The following is a 13,793-nucleotide window of genomic DNA, read 5'->3' as shown; positions in this document are numbered from 1 at the left end:
GTCGCGTCCTCAGATCGTCCGCCCCGCCGCCGCCCAGTAGGGATCGCGCAGGCGACGCTTGAAGATCTTGCCGGAATCCTCGCGCGGCAGGTCGTGGCGGATCTCGATGTGGCGCGGCAGCTTGTAGTCGGCGATGCGGGTGGCGAGCTCCGCCTTCAGCGCCTCGGGCACGATCTCGGCCCCGGGCTGCGGCTCGATCACCGCCATGATGCTCTCGCCGAACTCGGCATGGGGAATGCCGAACACCGCGCAGTCGCGCACCTGGGGAAGCGCCAGCAGCGCCGCCTCGATCTCGGCGGGATAGATGTTGACCCCGCCGGCGATGATCATGTCGCGCTTGCGGTCGCAGAGGAACACATAGCCGTCGGCGTCGACATAGCCGACGTCGCCGCAGGTGATGAAGCCGGAGTGGTCGACCTCGCGGCGCTTCTCCGGCGCCTTGTGGTAGGTGAAGTCGGGATAGCCCTCGATGCGGCAGAAGAGTTCGCCGATGCCGCCCTGCGGCAGGGCCTTGCCGGCCTCGTCCAGTACCCGGATTTCCGCGCCGGGCGACAACCGCCCGACCGTGCCGGGCTTCTTCAGCGCATCTTCGGAATTGGCAAAGGTCACGGGGCCGGTTTCGGTGCCGCCGTAGAACTCGTGGATGACCGGTCCCCACCAGCGGATCATCGCCGTCTTCACCTCCGCCGGACAGGGGGCGGCGGCGTGAATGACGAAGCGCAGCGAGGAGAGGTCATAGCGGCTGCGGACCTCGTCCGGCAGTTTCAGCAGCCGCACGAACATGGTCGGCACCATGAAGATCGTGTCGATCCGGTGCTCCTCGATCAGCCGCAGCATCTCCTCCGCGTCGAAGCGCGGCATCAGCACCAGCACGCCGCCGAGCCGGCCGGCGCGGATGCCGAAGGAGTTGGGCGCCGAATGGTAGAGCGGCCCGGGCAGCAGGGCGCGGACGCCCGGCTTCAGGCCATAGACGAGGGCGCGCAGACCCTCGGTCGCCTTCGCCTCCTCCGGCGAAGGGGCGCTGCGCCTGACCCCCTTCGGCTTTCCGGTCGTGCCGGAGGTGTAGATCATGCTCATCGGGGCGGGCCGCCCGGGACCCTCGAAAGGCGCTTCGCGGACAAGCCAGGCGTCGAGGTCGCGCGTTCCGGGCGGTTGTACGAGCGGTGTTGCAGGCTGCGGGAAATGCGCTGCGACCTCGGGAGGAGCCGGCGCCGAGAAGACGGCCAACCCCTGGGGGAGGTGGCCGATCATGGGGTGCAGCAGGTCCTCGTGCCCGACCAGCACCTTGGCCTCGCAATCGTCGAGAATGTAGCGGATCTCGTCAGGCTTCAGGTGCCAGTTCACCGGCACCGCATAGGCGCCAAGCATGGCCGCGGCATAGGTCGCCTCGAGGAAGGTGATGTCGTTGCGCATGAGGATGGCGACGCAGTCACCGGGACCGACGCCGAGCCGGTCGAACCCGCCGGCCATGCGCCGAACGCGCGCATCGATGGCTTCGGGATCGCGCTGGCGCGCGCCGCTGACGATACCGCGCGACGTGCCGTCCGAACCGTGAGCCATCGCCGCCACCCCCGTGTCCTGCCCGTGCGATCAGTTGACCGCCCGCGCCCGTCCCTCCCAGTGGGGACGCCTCAGTTCCGTCTTGAGGATCTTGTTCGCCTGCGACAGCGGCATGGCCTCGCGCACCTCGATGGTCTGCGGGCATTTGAAGCCGGCGATGCGCGTCCTGCAGTGGGCGATGATCGCTTCGGTGGTGGCGCTCTGTCCGGCCTTGAAGGTGACGACGGCATGGACCGCCTCGCCCCAGAGCGGATGCGGCACCCCGATCACCGCGCATTCGCGAATAGCGGGATGGGTGAGGACGGCGTTCTCGACCTCGATCGAATAGACGTTCTCGCCGCCGGTGACGATCATGTCCTTGATGCGGTCGGAGACATAGACATAGCCGTCGGCGTCGAGATAGCCGGCGTCGCCCGTGTGCATGTAGCCGCCGCGCAGCGCCTCCGCCGTCAGCTCCGGTTGGTTCCAGTAGCCCTTCATCACGGTCGGGCCGGCGACGATGATCTCGCCGATCGCGCCGACTGGCACGTCGCGGTCGTCCGGATCGACGACGCGCAGGTCGCAGCCGACGATGGCCCGCCCGCCGGATGCCAGGCGATGGATCGTCGCGGGGTCGAGCGTGTGGTCGTCGGGCTCCAGATAGGTGCAGGCCGGCGACAGTTCCGTCATGCCGTAGGCCTGGGCGAAGCGCACCTTCGGCAGCCGCTTCATGAGGGCCTCCAGCGTCGCCACCGGCATGGGCGCGCCGCCATAGCCGATCATCTCCAGCGAGGAGAGGTCGTAGGCGTCGAGGTCGGGCTCGTTGAGGATCATCGTCATCATGGTCGGCACCATGGACGTGAAGGTGATGCGGTGCTCCTGGATCGCTTCCAGCACGCCCTTCACCGTGAAGCGCGGAATGACCACGTGGGTGGCGCCGAGCAACGTGTTGGTGAAGACGCGCGAGCCGGCGGCGGCGTGATAGAGCGGGCCGGCGTGCAGGCCGACGAGATTGCTGCCGAGCCTGGTATGCACCATGCCGCCGAACGAGTTCGACATGCAGTTGATGTGGGTGAGCATGACACCCTTGGAGCGCCCTGTCGTGCCCCCGGTGTAGAAGAGGACTGCGACATCGTCGCCGTTGCGGCGGGCGTCCTCGACGGGCCCCTGAGCGCCCAGCGCTGCCTCATAGGCGATCATGCCGGCCGGCAGCGGTCCCTCGCCGGCGAAGATGACGTGCTTCAGATCCGGGCATCGCGGTCGCAGCGCCTCCGCCATGTCGACGAAATCGTCGCCGACCAGCAGCACCCTGGCGCCGCAGTCCTGCATCAGGAAGGCCGTCTCGGGCAGGGCATAGCGGGTCGAGACCGGCACTGCGATGCCGCCGGCCCACAAGGTGGCGAAGAAGAACTCGAGATAGCGGTCGGAGGAATGCGAGAGCATGGCGACACGGTCGCCGGGGCCGACGCCGAGGCCCTGCAGCACGCCGGCGAGGCGCGCCACGCGGTCGGCGAAATCGGTCCACGTCCAGCGCCGCTCCGCGAAGACCACGGCCGTTTTGGCGGGGAACAAGCGGCGCGCACGATGCACCGCGAGGGTGAGCTGCATCGTCATGGCCTGCGTCCCCGCACGTCGCCGCGATGCCGTGCCGTCCTCGTCATGCCGCCTGCCCTGATCCGCGCCGGACTTGCCGCCGGCTGTCATCACTTCATGAAGCGATGTTTCTCACAATGAAATGATGTTCCGCAAGCGGGACGGATGACGGAGGGCTGGGGGATAGGCCGGGACAGCAACGGCGCGCCCGGACCTCATGTCCGGGCGCTGGTCGGCAACGATGTTCGTCCAGAGGGTCAGCCGCGATTGTCCCGCGCAGCCTGGGCGTTCTTTGTCTGCTGCGACACGCTGCCGACCTTGGCGCGGTTGACGCGGGTCTGGCGCTTGGCGTTTTCGATCGGCCGCATGCCCTTGCCGGCGCTGCGACCCGAGGGTCGGGTATCGCCGCCGGCCTCGGCCTTCATAGCGAGAGCGCGCTGCGCAGAGGTCTTCATGGTTTCTCGCGCCTCGATGGCGCTTCGGCGCGACAACTCCTTGTTGAGTCGCTTCAGCGCGCTGGCGAGGACCTGCTTGCGGCGCGCCGGCTTGTCGACATTGCCGGGAAAGCTGCCGCCGCGCGCATCGGCCTTGCCGCGGATGCTGCGCCGCATGCTGCGGACGAAGCCACGCTCCTTTGCCAGCATGTCGCGAATGCGCACCCGAATATCCCCGAGCGCCTTGTCGTCCGCGTCGAGGATGGCGGGATGGTGCGTCGGCGCGAGCATGTCGATTTCGTCATGCTTCATCAGTTGGGCTTCGGCTTTGATCGGCAGCGTCATGGCGTGCAACTCTCCTCGATGAGCGCCGGTCCGTGGAGCGGTCCGGAGCTATACCGGGAAGATAACGCGCCAGATGGCGCGGCGATCCGTGCTGCGAGCCTGTGTCGCAGCGGCGATGGCGCGCATGCAACCGCCCGCTCAGATCTCGTAGCTGAAGGCCGCCACCGCCTCCTGCGCCAGGATCTGGTCCATGGACCGCGACGGCTCGGCGCAGCCGGCCGTGCCGACCGGCTTGGCCGGAACGCCGGCAACCGTCGTGTTCGGCGCGACGGGGTGGAGCACCACCGACCCTGCGGCAACGCGGGCGCATCGACCGATCTCGATGTTGCCGAGGATCTTGGCCCCCGCACCGATCAGGACCCCGCGGCGCACCTTCGGATGGCGGTCGCCAGCCTCCTTGCCGGTGCCGCCCAGGGTCACGCCCTGCAGGATCGACACGTCGTCCTCGATCACGGCGGTCTCGCCGACAACGAGGCCGGTGGCATGGTCAAGAAACACGCCCTTGCCCATGGACACGGCCGGATTGATGTCGGTCTGGAAGACCTCCGAGGAACGGCTCTGCAGGTAGAGCGCGAAATCGCTGCGTCCCCGGCCGAGCAGCCAGTGGGCGATGCGATGCGTCTGGATGGCGTGGAAGCCCTTGAAGAACAGCACAGGCTCGATCAGGCGGTCGGCGGCCGGGTCGCGGTCCACTACGGCCGCGGCGTCGGCGCGCATGGCGGCGGCGATGGAAGGGGATGACTCCAGCGCCTCGGCGAAGGCGTCGTGCAGCACGTCGGCAGGGACGTCGCCGGTGGCGAGCCGGGCCGAGATGCGTCGCGCCACCGCGTCCTCGAAGGACGAAGCGCGGCCGATCGTGCGCAGCACCAGCGTCGCCAGTTCCGGACTGGTCGAGGCCATGGCGTTGGCCTCGCTGCGCAGGCGATGCCAGGCGAGATCGGCGGTGTCGGACGGCAGCGGGATGATGGTTCCGGCTGTCTGGGGCTTGACCATGACGGACTTATCCTCCGCAGGGTGGGGTGACGGGGAATAAGGCCCCTGTCTGTCCGCGATTCAAGTCAATTCGGCGGGATAGAATTCTCGTCTGCCGTGCCCGCCGAGGGGAGAACGCCGTTGCTGTGGTGGCCCGCGGCCAGAGAATTTCGCTCCGGTGAGACGGCGCACCAGTCCGTCGGCTCGCTCACACCGCCATGGCCTGCTTCTCGCGTCGGCGTTGCACCGAGGAGGGGATCCGGAGCGCCTCTCGGTACTTGGCGACCGTCCGGCGGGCGATGTCGATGCCCGCCTCCTTGAGCTTGTCCATGATGGCGTCGTCGGACAGCACGTCGTCCGGCGTCTCGGCGTCGATCATCTGCTTGATGCGGTAGCGGACGGCCTCGGCCGAGTGGCTCTCGCCGCCGACTTCCGAGTTGGCGATCGACGAGGTGAAGAAATACTTCATCTCGAAGATGCCGCGGCTGGTGGCGATCGACTTGTTGGAGGTGACGCGCGAAACGGTGGATTCGTGCATGCCGATGGCGTCGGCGATGGTCTTGAGGTTCAGCGGCCTCAGATACTGCACGCCGAGAGCGAAGAAGGCGTCCTGCTGGCGGACGATCTCGGTCGCCACCTTCAGGATGGTGCGCGCGCGCTGGTCGAGGGCGCGGGCGAGCCAGGTCGCCGTCTGCAGCGCGTCGGCGAGAAAGGTCTTCTCCGTGTCCTTCTTCGTCGTCTTCGACACCCGCGCGTAATAGCTCTGGTTGACCAGCACCTTCGGCAGGGTCTCGCTGTTCAGCTCGACGATCCAGCCGCCGTCCGGGCCGGCGCGCACCATGACGTCCGGCACCAGCGGCTGGACGGGCGCGAAGCCGAAGGCGAGGCCTGGCTTCGGGTTGAGACGGCGGATCTCCGCCACCATGTCGGCGAGGTCCTCGTCGTCGACGCCGCAGACCTTCTTCAGCGCCGGATAGTCGCGCTTGCCGAGCAGATCGAGATGGGCGACCAGCGCCTGCATGGCGGGGTCGAACCGATCCTTGTCGCGCAACTGGATCGACAGGCATTCGGCGAGGTTGCGCGCCGCGACGCCGGAGGGCTCGAAGCTCTGGATCACCTCAAGCACGCTGGTGACGTCCTCGATCTCGGCGCCCAGCCTGTCGGCGACCTCCTCGACGGTGACGGTGAGATAGCCGGCATCGTCCACCGCATCGATCAGCATCTGCCCGATCAGGCGGTCCGCCAGGGTCTCGACCGCGAGGGTGAGCTGGTTGGAGAGGTGGTCGGCCAGCGACAGGTCGGCCGAGACGAAGGCCTCGAGATTGTAGTCCTCGTTGTCGCTGCCGCCCGAGCCGACATTCGACCAGGACGAGGTCATCGGGTCGGAGGCGGCGTCCGCGTGCCGGGTTTCCGGCCCCTTGTCGTCGGGGAAGACGTTCTCAAGGTCGGTGCCGAGGCGCTCCTCGATGTCGGTGCGGCTGTTGCCCATGTCGTCGCCGAGCCAGTCCCCGGCCTGCGCATCGCCCGGGTCGGCGGCGGCCGGAGCCTCGGGCGCCTCGCCCTCGACGGCAGGCTCGGGCGCATCGGCGCGCTCCAGCAGCGGGTTCTTCTCCAGCTCCTGCTCGACATAGGCCACGAGGTCGAGATTCGACAGCTGCAGGAGCTTGATGGCCTGCATGAGCTGGGGCGTCATCACCAGCGACTGGCCGACGCGGAGCTCTAGTCTGGCGGACAGGGCCATCGGTTCAGGCGCATCCCTCGGGTATCTTGCGCCGCATCATAGAAGGCCGACGGCGCGAACAGCAAGGTTCATGCCATGATTCCAATGACTGAGGGGTTAAAGGTGGCCGCGGCCGCCTGCCGCAGCGTCAGAGGCGGAATTCCTCGCCGAGATAGAGCCGCCGCACATCGGGGTTCGAGACGATCTCGTTCGGCGTGCCCTCCATCAGAACCTGCCCGGAATGGATGATGTAGGCGCGGTCGATGAGGCCGAGCGTCTCGCGCACATTGTGGTCGGTGATGAGTACGCCGATGCCGCGCTCCTTCAGGTGGCGGACAAGGTTCTGGATGTCGCCTACCGCGATAGGGTCGATGCCGGCGAAGGGTTCGTCGAGCAGCATGAAGGACGGCCGCGTCGCCAGCGCACGGGCGATCTCCAGGCGCCGCCGCTCGCCGCCCGACAGTGCGATGGCCGGGCTCTTGCGCAGCCGGGTGATGGAGAACTCCTCGAGCAGTTCGTCGAGGTCGCGCTCGCGCTTGGCCTTGTCTCTCTCGGTGACCTCCAGCACGGCGCGGATATTGTCCTCGACATTGAGGCCGCGAAAGATCGAGGCCTCCTGCGGCAGGTAGCCGATGCCGAGGCGGGCGCGCCGGTACATGGGAAGCGCGGTGATGTCGTGGCCGTCGAGTTCGATATGGCCCTTGTCGGCCTCCACCAGCCCGGTGATCATGTAGAAGACGGTGGTCTTGCCGGCGCCGTTGGGGCCGAGCAGGCCGACGGCCTCGCCACGCCTGAGGTCGAGGCTCACCCCGCGCACCACGGCGCGGCCCTTGTAGCTCTTCCACACGCCATGGACCGACAGGACGCCGTCGCCCGAGCGCGGCTCGTGCTGTTCCTGCGCGACGGGCGCCGGTGGCGGACGGTCGAGCTCGGCCACCTGGGCGGCCATTTCCTTCACCAGCCAGTCGGGATCGGCGGCAACCGGCTCCGGGGCCGGCTTCCGTCCCAGAAGACCGGAGACGCGATCGATGACGGACACTGAGGTCGTGATCCTATCCGCGGGGTCCGCGCTGGGCCGGGCGTGCCGGCGTGCAGTCGGGATTGTTGACGCCGCCGCCGGGCGCATTGCCGCCGCCGCCCTGCAGAATGCCGGAGACGCGGCCGCCCGAGGGGGCAGCGTCGAGGCGCACGCGGTTGGCGGTGAGATCGGCATGCAGGCGCGCCCCGCGCAGAACGTTCTCGCACTGGGTCAGGGTAACGTTGCCCTCCATGATGGCCTCGTTCCGGCGGGCGTCGAAGGAGCCGCGCTCGGCGGTCGCCGTCTGGTTCTTGGAACGGACGACGACACCGCCTTGCATTTCGAAGCGGCGCACGTTCTGGGTCGGCGAGGCGGCGGCGGCCCCGCCCTGGCGTGGTGTGGTGGTGGCGGGCCGGCCGGCCGACGCGGCCGCGCTGCCCTCGTAGAAGATCACGAGGCGCGCCGTCTGCAATGTCGATTCGCCCTGCTGGATGCGCACGTTGCCGGAGAGCACGGCGCGCTTCTCGTTGTCGAAGACCTCGGCCCGGTCAGCCTCGAAGTTGATCGGCTCGCTGCGATTCTGCGTGAAGCCGACGAAGGGGCTGCCGGCCTGCTGGGCGAGCGCGCCGCCCGCGGACAGGAGGCCTGCGGTGAGCGCCGCGGCGGCGAGCACCTGCTTCAGCGTCGGAAACGCGGCGGAAAGGGCCGGCGTCATGGGGGGTCTCCGGGTCATCGGGGCGCGGACCCGGGGGACGGCGCCGAAAGGTCTGTGATCGTCGGGTCGGGAGGCTCGGGCATGAAGTTACCACGCACCTTGCCTTCAAGCACGATCACCTTGCCGTTGTCACTAATCTGCATGCGCTCGGAGAACAGTTCGCCGCGCGGAGAGGCGAGGCTCACGGGACCGTTGGAGGCGATGGTGCCGGCGCGGGTATCGACCAGGGCATGGCCGAGGCGACCCGACTGGCCGTCCGATGTCGTCACCCCCACGTCCTGGTTCAGCTCGACGCGGCCGGTCTTGGTGTCGAGGACACCGGCCGAGGAGACGACGCGGGCCGTGCCGCCTCCCTCCATCTGCATCTCGGCGTCGATCGCCGACAGGGCGACGATGTGGGACTGCACGATGTCGTGCTCGGCGCGGGTCGCCGAGACCCGGTAGAAGCGGTTGTCGCTCGTGTAGCCGGTCAGCCGCGGCGCCTCCATGGTCACCTTCGAGCCCGACATGGACAGGGATCCGATGGAGATCGGCAGGTTGAGGGCCTTCAGGGGGTCCCACCAGGAGATGAACACCACCGAGGAGAAGGTGAAGACGGCCAGCACCGGCACCAGAACCCGCAGCCGGCGGACGCGCCGGGAATGGCGGTAGGCAGCCTTGAAGGCGGCCTCGCGGTGGTCCCGGCGGGCGCTATCGTCGCCGATCCCGCCGCCGGCGGGTCCGCCCATGTCCTCGACGCGGCGTGCTGCCATGGTTCCTGCCGTCTGCCCCTCGGCGATCGCCCGTTCCCGCCAACCGGGTGGACGTCGGGCATTCATCACTAATCTATGGCTCGACCAAGGCGAGTGCAAAGCGCCGCCGCGTGGCAGCAGCGTACTGGCCGCGGCGACCCCGTTCAGGAGTGGGCGAAGATGTCGGTTTCCGGCCATCCCGCGAGATCGAGCTCGGCCCGCGTCGGCAGGAAGGCGAAGCAGGCGGCGGCGAGCGCGGTGCGTTTCTCGCGCGCCAGCATCATGTCGAGCCTGTCCTTGAGGGTGTGCAGGTGGAGAACGTCGGAGGCGGCGTAGTCGAGCTGCGCCGGCGTCAGCGTCTCGGCCGCCCAATCGGAGCTCTGCTGGACCTTCGACATGTCGACGCCGAGCAGCTCGCGCGACAGGTCCTTCAGGCCGTGCCGGTCGGTGTAGGTGCGCACCAGCTTGGACGCGATCTTGGTGCAGTAGATGGGGCTGGTCACGACCCCGAAGGCGTGTTTCAGCACCGCCACGTCGAAACGGGCGAAGTGGAACAGCTTGATGACCTTGGGATCGGTCAGGAGGGCGCAGAGGTTGGGCGGCGCGGCCTGCCCGGGACGGATCTGCACCACGTCGGCGGTGCCGTCGCCGGGGGAGAGCTGGACGACGCATAGCCGGTCGCGTTGCGGGATGAGGCCCAGCGTCTCCGTGTCGATGGCGACGACGCCGACCTGGTAGTGGCTGAGATCGGGAAGGTCGCCGACATGCGAACGGATGGTCATGGAGGGCCTCGGAGAGCGGGACGGGGTCGGGCCAAGGCCCGTCCGGCGACAGGACTTGAGCAGGCTCATGGACATGGGCCAGCATCGGGTCCTATAGGCCGACAGGCTCGAGAAATCCAATGACCGCGACACCCTTGAAACTCTACGCCTTCGACGCCGAGGATCTCGCCATCCTCTCGGCCCATCTGCAGGATGCGGTGCTGCGCGCGAGCGACATCGCCTTTCTCGCCCGTGAGCGGCGCCTCGCCCTCGTCTGCAACCGCTTCGACTGGACCGCGGTGGAGGAGGGCGCCTGCCAGCGCCGCCGCACCGGCCTCAGGGTGGAGCGCGTCACGGCGGTGAAGGCGCGCGGCGTCCCGAAGAGCGAGGACACCGTTCTCGAGCTCCTGGCGCTCCATTTCGAACCTGAGGGGCCGGAGGCGCCCGGGGGGACGCTGGAGCTCGTCTTTGCCGGCGGCGGCGCGCTGCGCCTCACCGTCGAATGCATCGAGGCGGCCATGGACGATCTCGGTCCGATGTGGGCCGCCGGCACGACGCCGAAGCACGACTGATCACGGCCGCCGTCAGGCGCTGCCAGCCACCTCCGCCGCGATGGTGGCGACTGCCTCCACCGTTGCCGCCTCGGGCGTGATGCGCCACGAGGCGAAGAAGTCGAGCTCGGGCAGCGGCACCGTCGTGCGCAGGGTGCGCAGCCGCCCGGCGGCGAGTTCGGGTCCGGCGATCGCCTCCGGCACGGCGGCGATCCCCAACCCGTCCTCGGCCATGCGGAGGATCGTCGCCATCGACGATGAGGCGTGGATGCGGACCGGCGGCAGTCCCGGCGCGGAGAACAGCTCGCGCATCAGCAGGTAGGGCCGCGTGTTGCGCGAGAAGGTCATGATCGGATGGGCTGCCAGCACGTCGAGCCCGACCGGCTGCGGCAGGTCGAGCCCCGGTCCGGCGAGGAAGGCCATGCGGTAGGTGCTGAGCGGCAGGTTCTTCAACTGGATGGCCGCGAAGGCGCCAAGCGCAAAGACGAGATCCAGTTCCTGCGCCATCAGCCGGTCCCGGAGGTTGGGCGTGATGTCGACCTCGATCTCCAGCGCCAGCCCGGGATAGGCCTTGGCCATGCGTTCGACGAAACGCGGCAGCCAGGTGTGGACGATGGTCTCGGCGACGCCGAGGCGAAGGGTGCCGCGGATCGCCGCCCTGTCCGCCACGACATGCAGCATCTCGGCGCGCAGTTTCAGCAGACGCTCGGCATAGTCCAGCACCTGCCGGCCGGCATCCGTCGGCACCACCGTGCGCTTCTCGCGCACCAGCAGGCGCTGGCCGATCTCCGTCTCGAGCTGGGCGATGCGCTGGGAGACGGCTGGCTGGGTGGTGTTGAGCTTCACCGCGGCGCGGTGGAAGCTCCTCAGGGTCGCCACCCAGACCAGCGTCTCCAGAGCCTTGAAGTCCACCATGTGAGCCGCAATCGATAAGACGAATTTATCGATTGCGATCCAAACTTCGGATTGGACCCAATGCAAGCGGAATGATGGACTGTTGTTCCACGGAAGCTCTCCCTGGGAGAAAATGATGGCCGTCGCCCAGTTCCGCGCACCCGGCGTTCAGGATGTCAGCGACCCCGCCGAGGTTCGCCGGGCCATCCGCCGCGGCGACATTACGGGACACACGGCCGGGCTCGCGCCGGGCCGTGTCCAGGGCAACCTCGCCATCCTGCCGAGGGACCTCGCCGGCGATTTCCTGCGCTTCTGCACGCTCAACCCGAAGCCCTGCCCCGTGATCGGTCTGTCGGAGCCCGGCAATCCCTCAATTCCCGCGCTCGGCGCCGACTTCGACATTCGCACCGATATTCCGCGCTACCGGGTCTGGAGGAACGGCGAGCTGGTCGCCGAGCCGACCGACATCCGCGACGTTTGGCGCGACGATCTCGTCGCCTTCGTCCTCGGCTGCTCGTTCTCCTTCGAGGAGGCGCTGATCCAGGACGGCATCCCGATGCGTCATATCGGCTGCAACACGACCGTGCCCATGTGGCGGACCAATATCGCCTGTGCCCCGGCCGGCCCCTTTTCCGGGCCGATGGTCGTCTCGATGCGGCCCCTGAAGCCTGCCGACGCCATCCGCGCCGTGCAGATCACCACGCGCTTTCCGGCCGTCCATGGCGCTCCTGTCCATATCGGCCTGCCGGAACTGATCGGCATCCGCGACCTCGGCAAGCCGGACTACGGCGACCCCGTCGAGGTCATGCCCGACGAGCTTCCGGTGTTCTGGGCCTGCGGGGTCACGCCGCAGTCGGTGATCGCCGCGGCCAGGCCGCCCTTCGCCATCACCCACGCGCCGGGGTCGATGATCGTCACCGACCTCACCAACAGCCGGATCGCCACCCTGTGACCGCCCCGCCCCCGACGCCGCACCCCGGCTTCGGGGCCTTCGGCAAGAGCCATCGCGAGTTCTTCGATGCGCTTGCGAACGATGGCTGGTCGCCGGTCGCCGGCTATGCGGGCGTCGAGGAAAAGATCCTCTCCGGCCGCCTCGATCCGTCCTCCCGCACCGGCGCCGTGACGCGGCTCGCCCGCTGGCAGGCCGGCGCCGCGGTCGACCATCCGGTCTCGCATGACTGGTGCGAGGAGGTCTTCATCGTCTCCGGCGCGCTGTCGATTGGCACGCTTGCTGCAAGGACCGACGCCGTGCGTCTGCCCGCCGGAACCTACGCGGTCAGGCCGCCGCACGTCATCCATGGTCCCTTCTTCAGCGACGAGGGCTGTCTGCTGATCGAGTTCATGTACTACCCGCCCGACCCATAACAACAAGCATCCAGAGACCGTCGACACCCGACCCGCCGCCCCTGCGGCAAAGACGAAGGAGAGACCACCATGATCCGCCTGAGAGCTGCCGCGACCGCGGTCGCCCTGACCATGACCGGCGCGCTGCCGGTCCTCGCCCAGGCCGTCCCCGCCGGCCCTCCCGTGAACGTCCAGATCGTCACCCAGCCGGGCCCCTCGATGCCGCAGTTTACGCGCGTCGACCAGCCGCTGCTGCGCGACGGCCTCGCCGCCAAGTCCAACGGCCGCATCCGCGTGACCCTGGCCTCCTGGCCCGAGCGCAACCTCAACGGCCCGGAAATCCTGCGCCTCGTGCGCTCCGGCCAGGTCGATATCGGCGCGGTGCCGCTCAACACGGTCGCCGGCGACGTGCCGCTGCTCGACGTCGTCGATCTCGCCGGCCTCAATCCGAGCCTCGACCAGGCCCGCAAGGTGGCCGCCGCCATGCTGCCCGAGGTCAACAAGGAACTGGAGCGCTTCGGCGTCCGCATCCTCGCCATGTATCCCTTCGCCGCGCAGGAGTTCTTCTGCCGTGGCCAGGTGACGAGCCTCGCCGACCTGCGCGGCAAGCGCATCCGCACCGGCGGCGGCTCCTCCAACGACTTCGTCACCCAGATCGGCGGCCAGCCGACCGGCATCGGCTTCCCCGAAGTCTATTCGGCGCTGGAGCGCGGCGTCGTCGACTGCGCCATCACCGGCACCGGCTCGGGCAACAGCGCGCGCTGGTACGAGGTCACCCAGAGCCTCTACGCACTTCCGCTGTTCTGGTCGGTCTCCGCCTATGTCGTGAACATCCAGTGGTGGAACCGCCTCGATCCCGCCGTACGCGCCGCCATGGAGGCGACGATGAAGGAGGTCGAGGAGGCGCAGTGGAAGCTCGGCCTCGAGCAGACCGAGGACGGCATCGCCTGCAACACCGGCAACCGCGAAGGCTGCAAGCTCGGCCGCGTGCCGGACGCCAATCCGATGCGGGTCTACCGTCCGGTTCCGGCCGACACGGAGGTGATGCGCACGACGCTGACCTCGACCATTCTGCCCAACTGGGTGAAGCGCTGCGGCGCCCGCTGCGGCGAGATCTACAACCGCGTCGTGGCGCCGATCACCGGCGTCACCTACGCCGGCAACTGACCGGTCGAA

14 protein-coding genes are annotated in these 13,793 nt (G+C 68.5%); 4 read left to right on the top strand and 10 right to left on the bottom strand.

Annotated elements, in window-relative coordinates; genetic code table 11:
• Positions 1–9: 9 nt before the first annotated feature.
• The 9 genes from ACJ4V0_RS06720 to ACJ4V0_RS06680 all read right to left on the bottom strand — a co-directional run bounded on the left by ACJ4V0_RS06720 (position 10) and on the right by ACJ4V0_RS06680 (position 9,849).
• Positions 10–1,560: an acyl-CoA synthetase gene (locus ACJ4V0_RS06720; RefSeq protein ID WP_448298785.1), complete on the bottom strand. Its 1,551-nt coding sequence runs from the start codon at positions 1,558–1,560 to the stop codon at positions 10–12.
• Positions 1,561–1,590: 30 nt separating this feature from the next.
• Positions 1,591–3,153 (bottom strand): long-chain-fatty-acid--CoA ligase, encoded by a 1,563-nt coding sequence (locus tag ACJ4V0_RS06715; protein WP_448298784.1) that lies wholly within the window; start codon positions 3,151–3,153, stop codon positions 1,591–1,593.
• Between the two features lie 236 nt (positions 3,154–3,389).
• Complete coding sequence (locus tag ACJ4V0_RS06710) at positions 3,390–3,911, bottom strand: hypothetical protein (protein ID WP_448298783.1); 522 nt, start codon at positions 3,909–3,911, stop codon at positions 3,390–3,392.
• A gap of 138 nt (positions 3,912–4,049) precedes the next feature.
• On the bottom strand, positions 4,050–4,904 hold the full coding sequence (cysE, locus tag ACJ4V0_RS06705) for a serine O-acetyltransferase (protein WP_448298782.1): 855 nt from the start codon (positions 4,902–4,904) through the stop codon (positions 4,050–4,052).
• A 187-nt stretch (positions 4,905–5,091) separates the two neighbouring features.
• Positions 5,092–6,624 carry an RNA polymerase factor sigma-54 gene (rpoN, locus tag ACJ4V0_RS06700; protein WP_448298781.1) on the bottom strand — a complete coding sequence of 511 codons (1,533 nt, stop codon included), beginning with the start codon at positions 6,622–6,624 and terminating at the stop codon, positions 5,092–5,094.
• A 127-nt stretch (positions 6,625–6,751) separates the two neighbouring features.
• Entirely contained in the window at positions 6,752–7,552 is an 801-nt protein-coding gene (gene lptB, locus ACJ4V0_RS06695) for an LPS export ABC transporter ATP-binding protein (protein ID WP_448298944.1), read from the bottom strand.
• A 103-nt stretch (positions 7,553–7,655) separates the two neighbouring features.
• Positions 7,656–8,336, bottom strand: coding sequence for an LptA/OstA family protein (locus ACJ4V0_RS06690; RefSeq protein ID WP_448298780.1), 681 nt, complete (start codon positions 8,334–8,336; stop codon positions 7,656–7,658).
• Between the two features lie 14 nt (positions 8,337–8,350).
• Positions 8,351–9,088, bottom strand: a complete 738-nt coding sequence (lptC, locus tag ACJ4V0_RS06685; protein WP_448298779.1) for an LPS export ABC transporter periplasmic protein LptC — start codon at positions 9,086–9,088, stop codon at positions 8,351–8,353.
• 143 nt (positions 9,089–9,231) lie between these two features.
• Positions 9,232–9,849 carry a ribonuclease D gene (locus ACJ4V0_RS06680; RefSeq protein ID WP_448298778.1) on the bottom strand — a complete coding sequence of 206 codons (618 nt, stop codon included), beginning with the start codon at positions 9,847–9,849 and terminating at the stop codon, positions 9,232–9,234.
• Positions 9,850–9,968: 119 nt separating this feature from the next.
• On the opposite strand from ACJ4V0_RS06680, the gene ACJ4V0_RS06675 reads away from it, so the two are divergent.
• Positions 9,969–10,400 carry a DUF2948 family protein gene (locus ACJ4V0_RS06675; protein ID WP_448298777.1) on the top strand — a complete coding sequence of 144 codons (432 nt, stop codon included), beginning with the start codon at positions 9,969–9,971 and terminating at the stop codon, positions 10,398–10,400.
• 12 nt (positions 10,401–10,412) lie between these two features.
• On the opposite strand, the gene ACJ4V0_RS06670 is transcribed toward ACJ4V0_RS06675, so the two are convergent.
• Complete coding sequence (locus ACJ4V0_RS06670) at positions 10,413–11,294, bottom strand: LysR family transcriptional regulator (protein WP_448298776.1); 882 nt, start codon at positions 11,292–11,294, stop codon at positions 10,413–10,415.
• A gap of 115 nt (positions 11,295–11,409) precedes the next feature.
• On the opposite strand from ACJ4V0_RS06670, the gene ACJ4V0_RS06665 reads away from it, so the two are divergent.
• The 3 genes from ACJ4V0_RS06665 (at position 11,410) to ACJ4V0_RS06655 (ending at position 13,784) form a co-directional block, all read left to right on the top strand.
• Positions 11,410–12,225 (top strand): putative hydro-lyase, encoded by an 816-nt coding sequence (locus ACJ4V0_RS06665; RefSeq protein WP_448298775.1) that lies wholly within the window; start codon positions 11,410–11,412, stop codon positions 12,223–12,225.
• Positions 12,222–12,638, top strand: coding sequence for a cupin domain-containing protein (locus tag ACJ4V0_RS06660; RefSeq protein WP_448298774.1), 417 nt, complete (start codon positions 12,222–12,224; stop codon positions 12,636–12,638). Before ACJ4V0_RS06665 ends, ACJ4V0_RS06660 begins: the two co-directional genes overlap by 4 nt.
• 69 nt (positions 12,639–12,707) lie before the next feature.
• Positions 12,708–13,784, top strand: coding sequence for a TRAP transporter substrate-binding protein (locus tag ACJ4V0_RS06655; RefSeq protein ID WP_448298773.1), 1,077 nt, complete (start codon positions 12,708–12,710; stop codon positions 13,782–13,784).
• The last annotated feature ends 9 nt before the right edge of the window (positions 13,785–13,793 follow it).

This window comes from Phreatobacter aquiterrae, assembly GCF_053471285.1.
Note: the sequence above shows the minus strand (reverse complement) of the source record. Positions and strands in the feature narration are given on the sequence as shown.

Coding starts and splice junctions, on each gene's coding strand:
- ACJ4V0_RS06715 (WP_448298784.1), bottom strand. CDS start 3,153: ATGACGATGCAGCTCACCCTCGCGGTGCATCGTGCGCGCCGCTTGTTC.
- cysE (WP_448298782.1), bottom strand. CDS start 4,904: ATGGTCAAGCCCCAGACAGCCGGAACCATCATCCCGCTGCCGTCCGAC.
- ACJ4V0_RS06680 (WP_448298778.1), bottom strand. CDS start 9,849: ATGACCATCCGTTCGCATGTCGGCGACCTTCCCGATCTCAGCCACTAC.
- ACJ4V0_RS06690 (WP_448298780.1), bottom strand. CDS start 8,336: ATGACGCCGGCCCTTTCCGCCGCGTTTCCGACGCTGAAGCAGGTGCTC.
- ACJ4V0_RS06675 (WP_448298777.1), top strand. CDS start 9,969: ATGACCGCGACACCCTTGAAACTCTACGCCTTCGACGCCGAGGATCTC.
- rpoN (WP_448298781.1), bottom strand. CDS start 6,624: ATGGCCCTGTCCGCCAGACTAGAGCTCCGCGTCGGCCAGTCGCTGGTG.
- ACJ4V0_RS06710 (WP_448298783.1), bottom strand. CDS start 3,911: ATGACGCTGCCGATCAAAGCCGAAGCCCAACTGATGAAGCATGACGAA.
- ACJ4V0_RS06655 (WP_448298773.1), top strand. CDS start 12,708: ATGATCCGCCTGAGAGCTGCCGCGACCGCGGTCGCCCTGACCATGACC.
- lptB (WP_448298944.1), bottom strand. CDS start 7,552: ATGGCCGCCCAGGTGGCCGAGCTCGACCGTCCGCCACCGGCGCCCGTC.
- ACJ4V0_RS06720 (WP_448298785.1), bottom strand. CDS start 1,560: ATGGCTCACGGTTCGGACGGCACGTCGCGCGGTATCGTCAGCGGCGCG.
- ACJ4V0_RS06670 (WP_448298776.1), bottom strand. CDS start 11,294: ATGGTGGACTTCAAGGCTCTGGAGACGCTGGTCTGGGTGGCGACCCTG.
- lptC (WP_448298779.1), bottom strand. CDS start 9,088: ATGGCAGCACGCCGCGTCGAGGACATGGGCGGACCCGCCGGCGGCGGG.
- ACJ4V0_RS06665 (WP_448298775.1), top strand. CDS start 11,410: ATGGCCGTCGCCCAGTTCCGCGCACCCGGCGTTCAGGATGTCAGCGAC.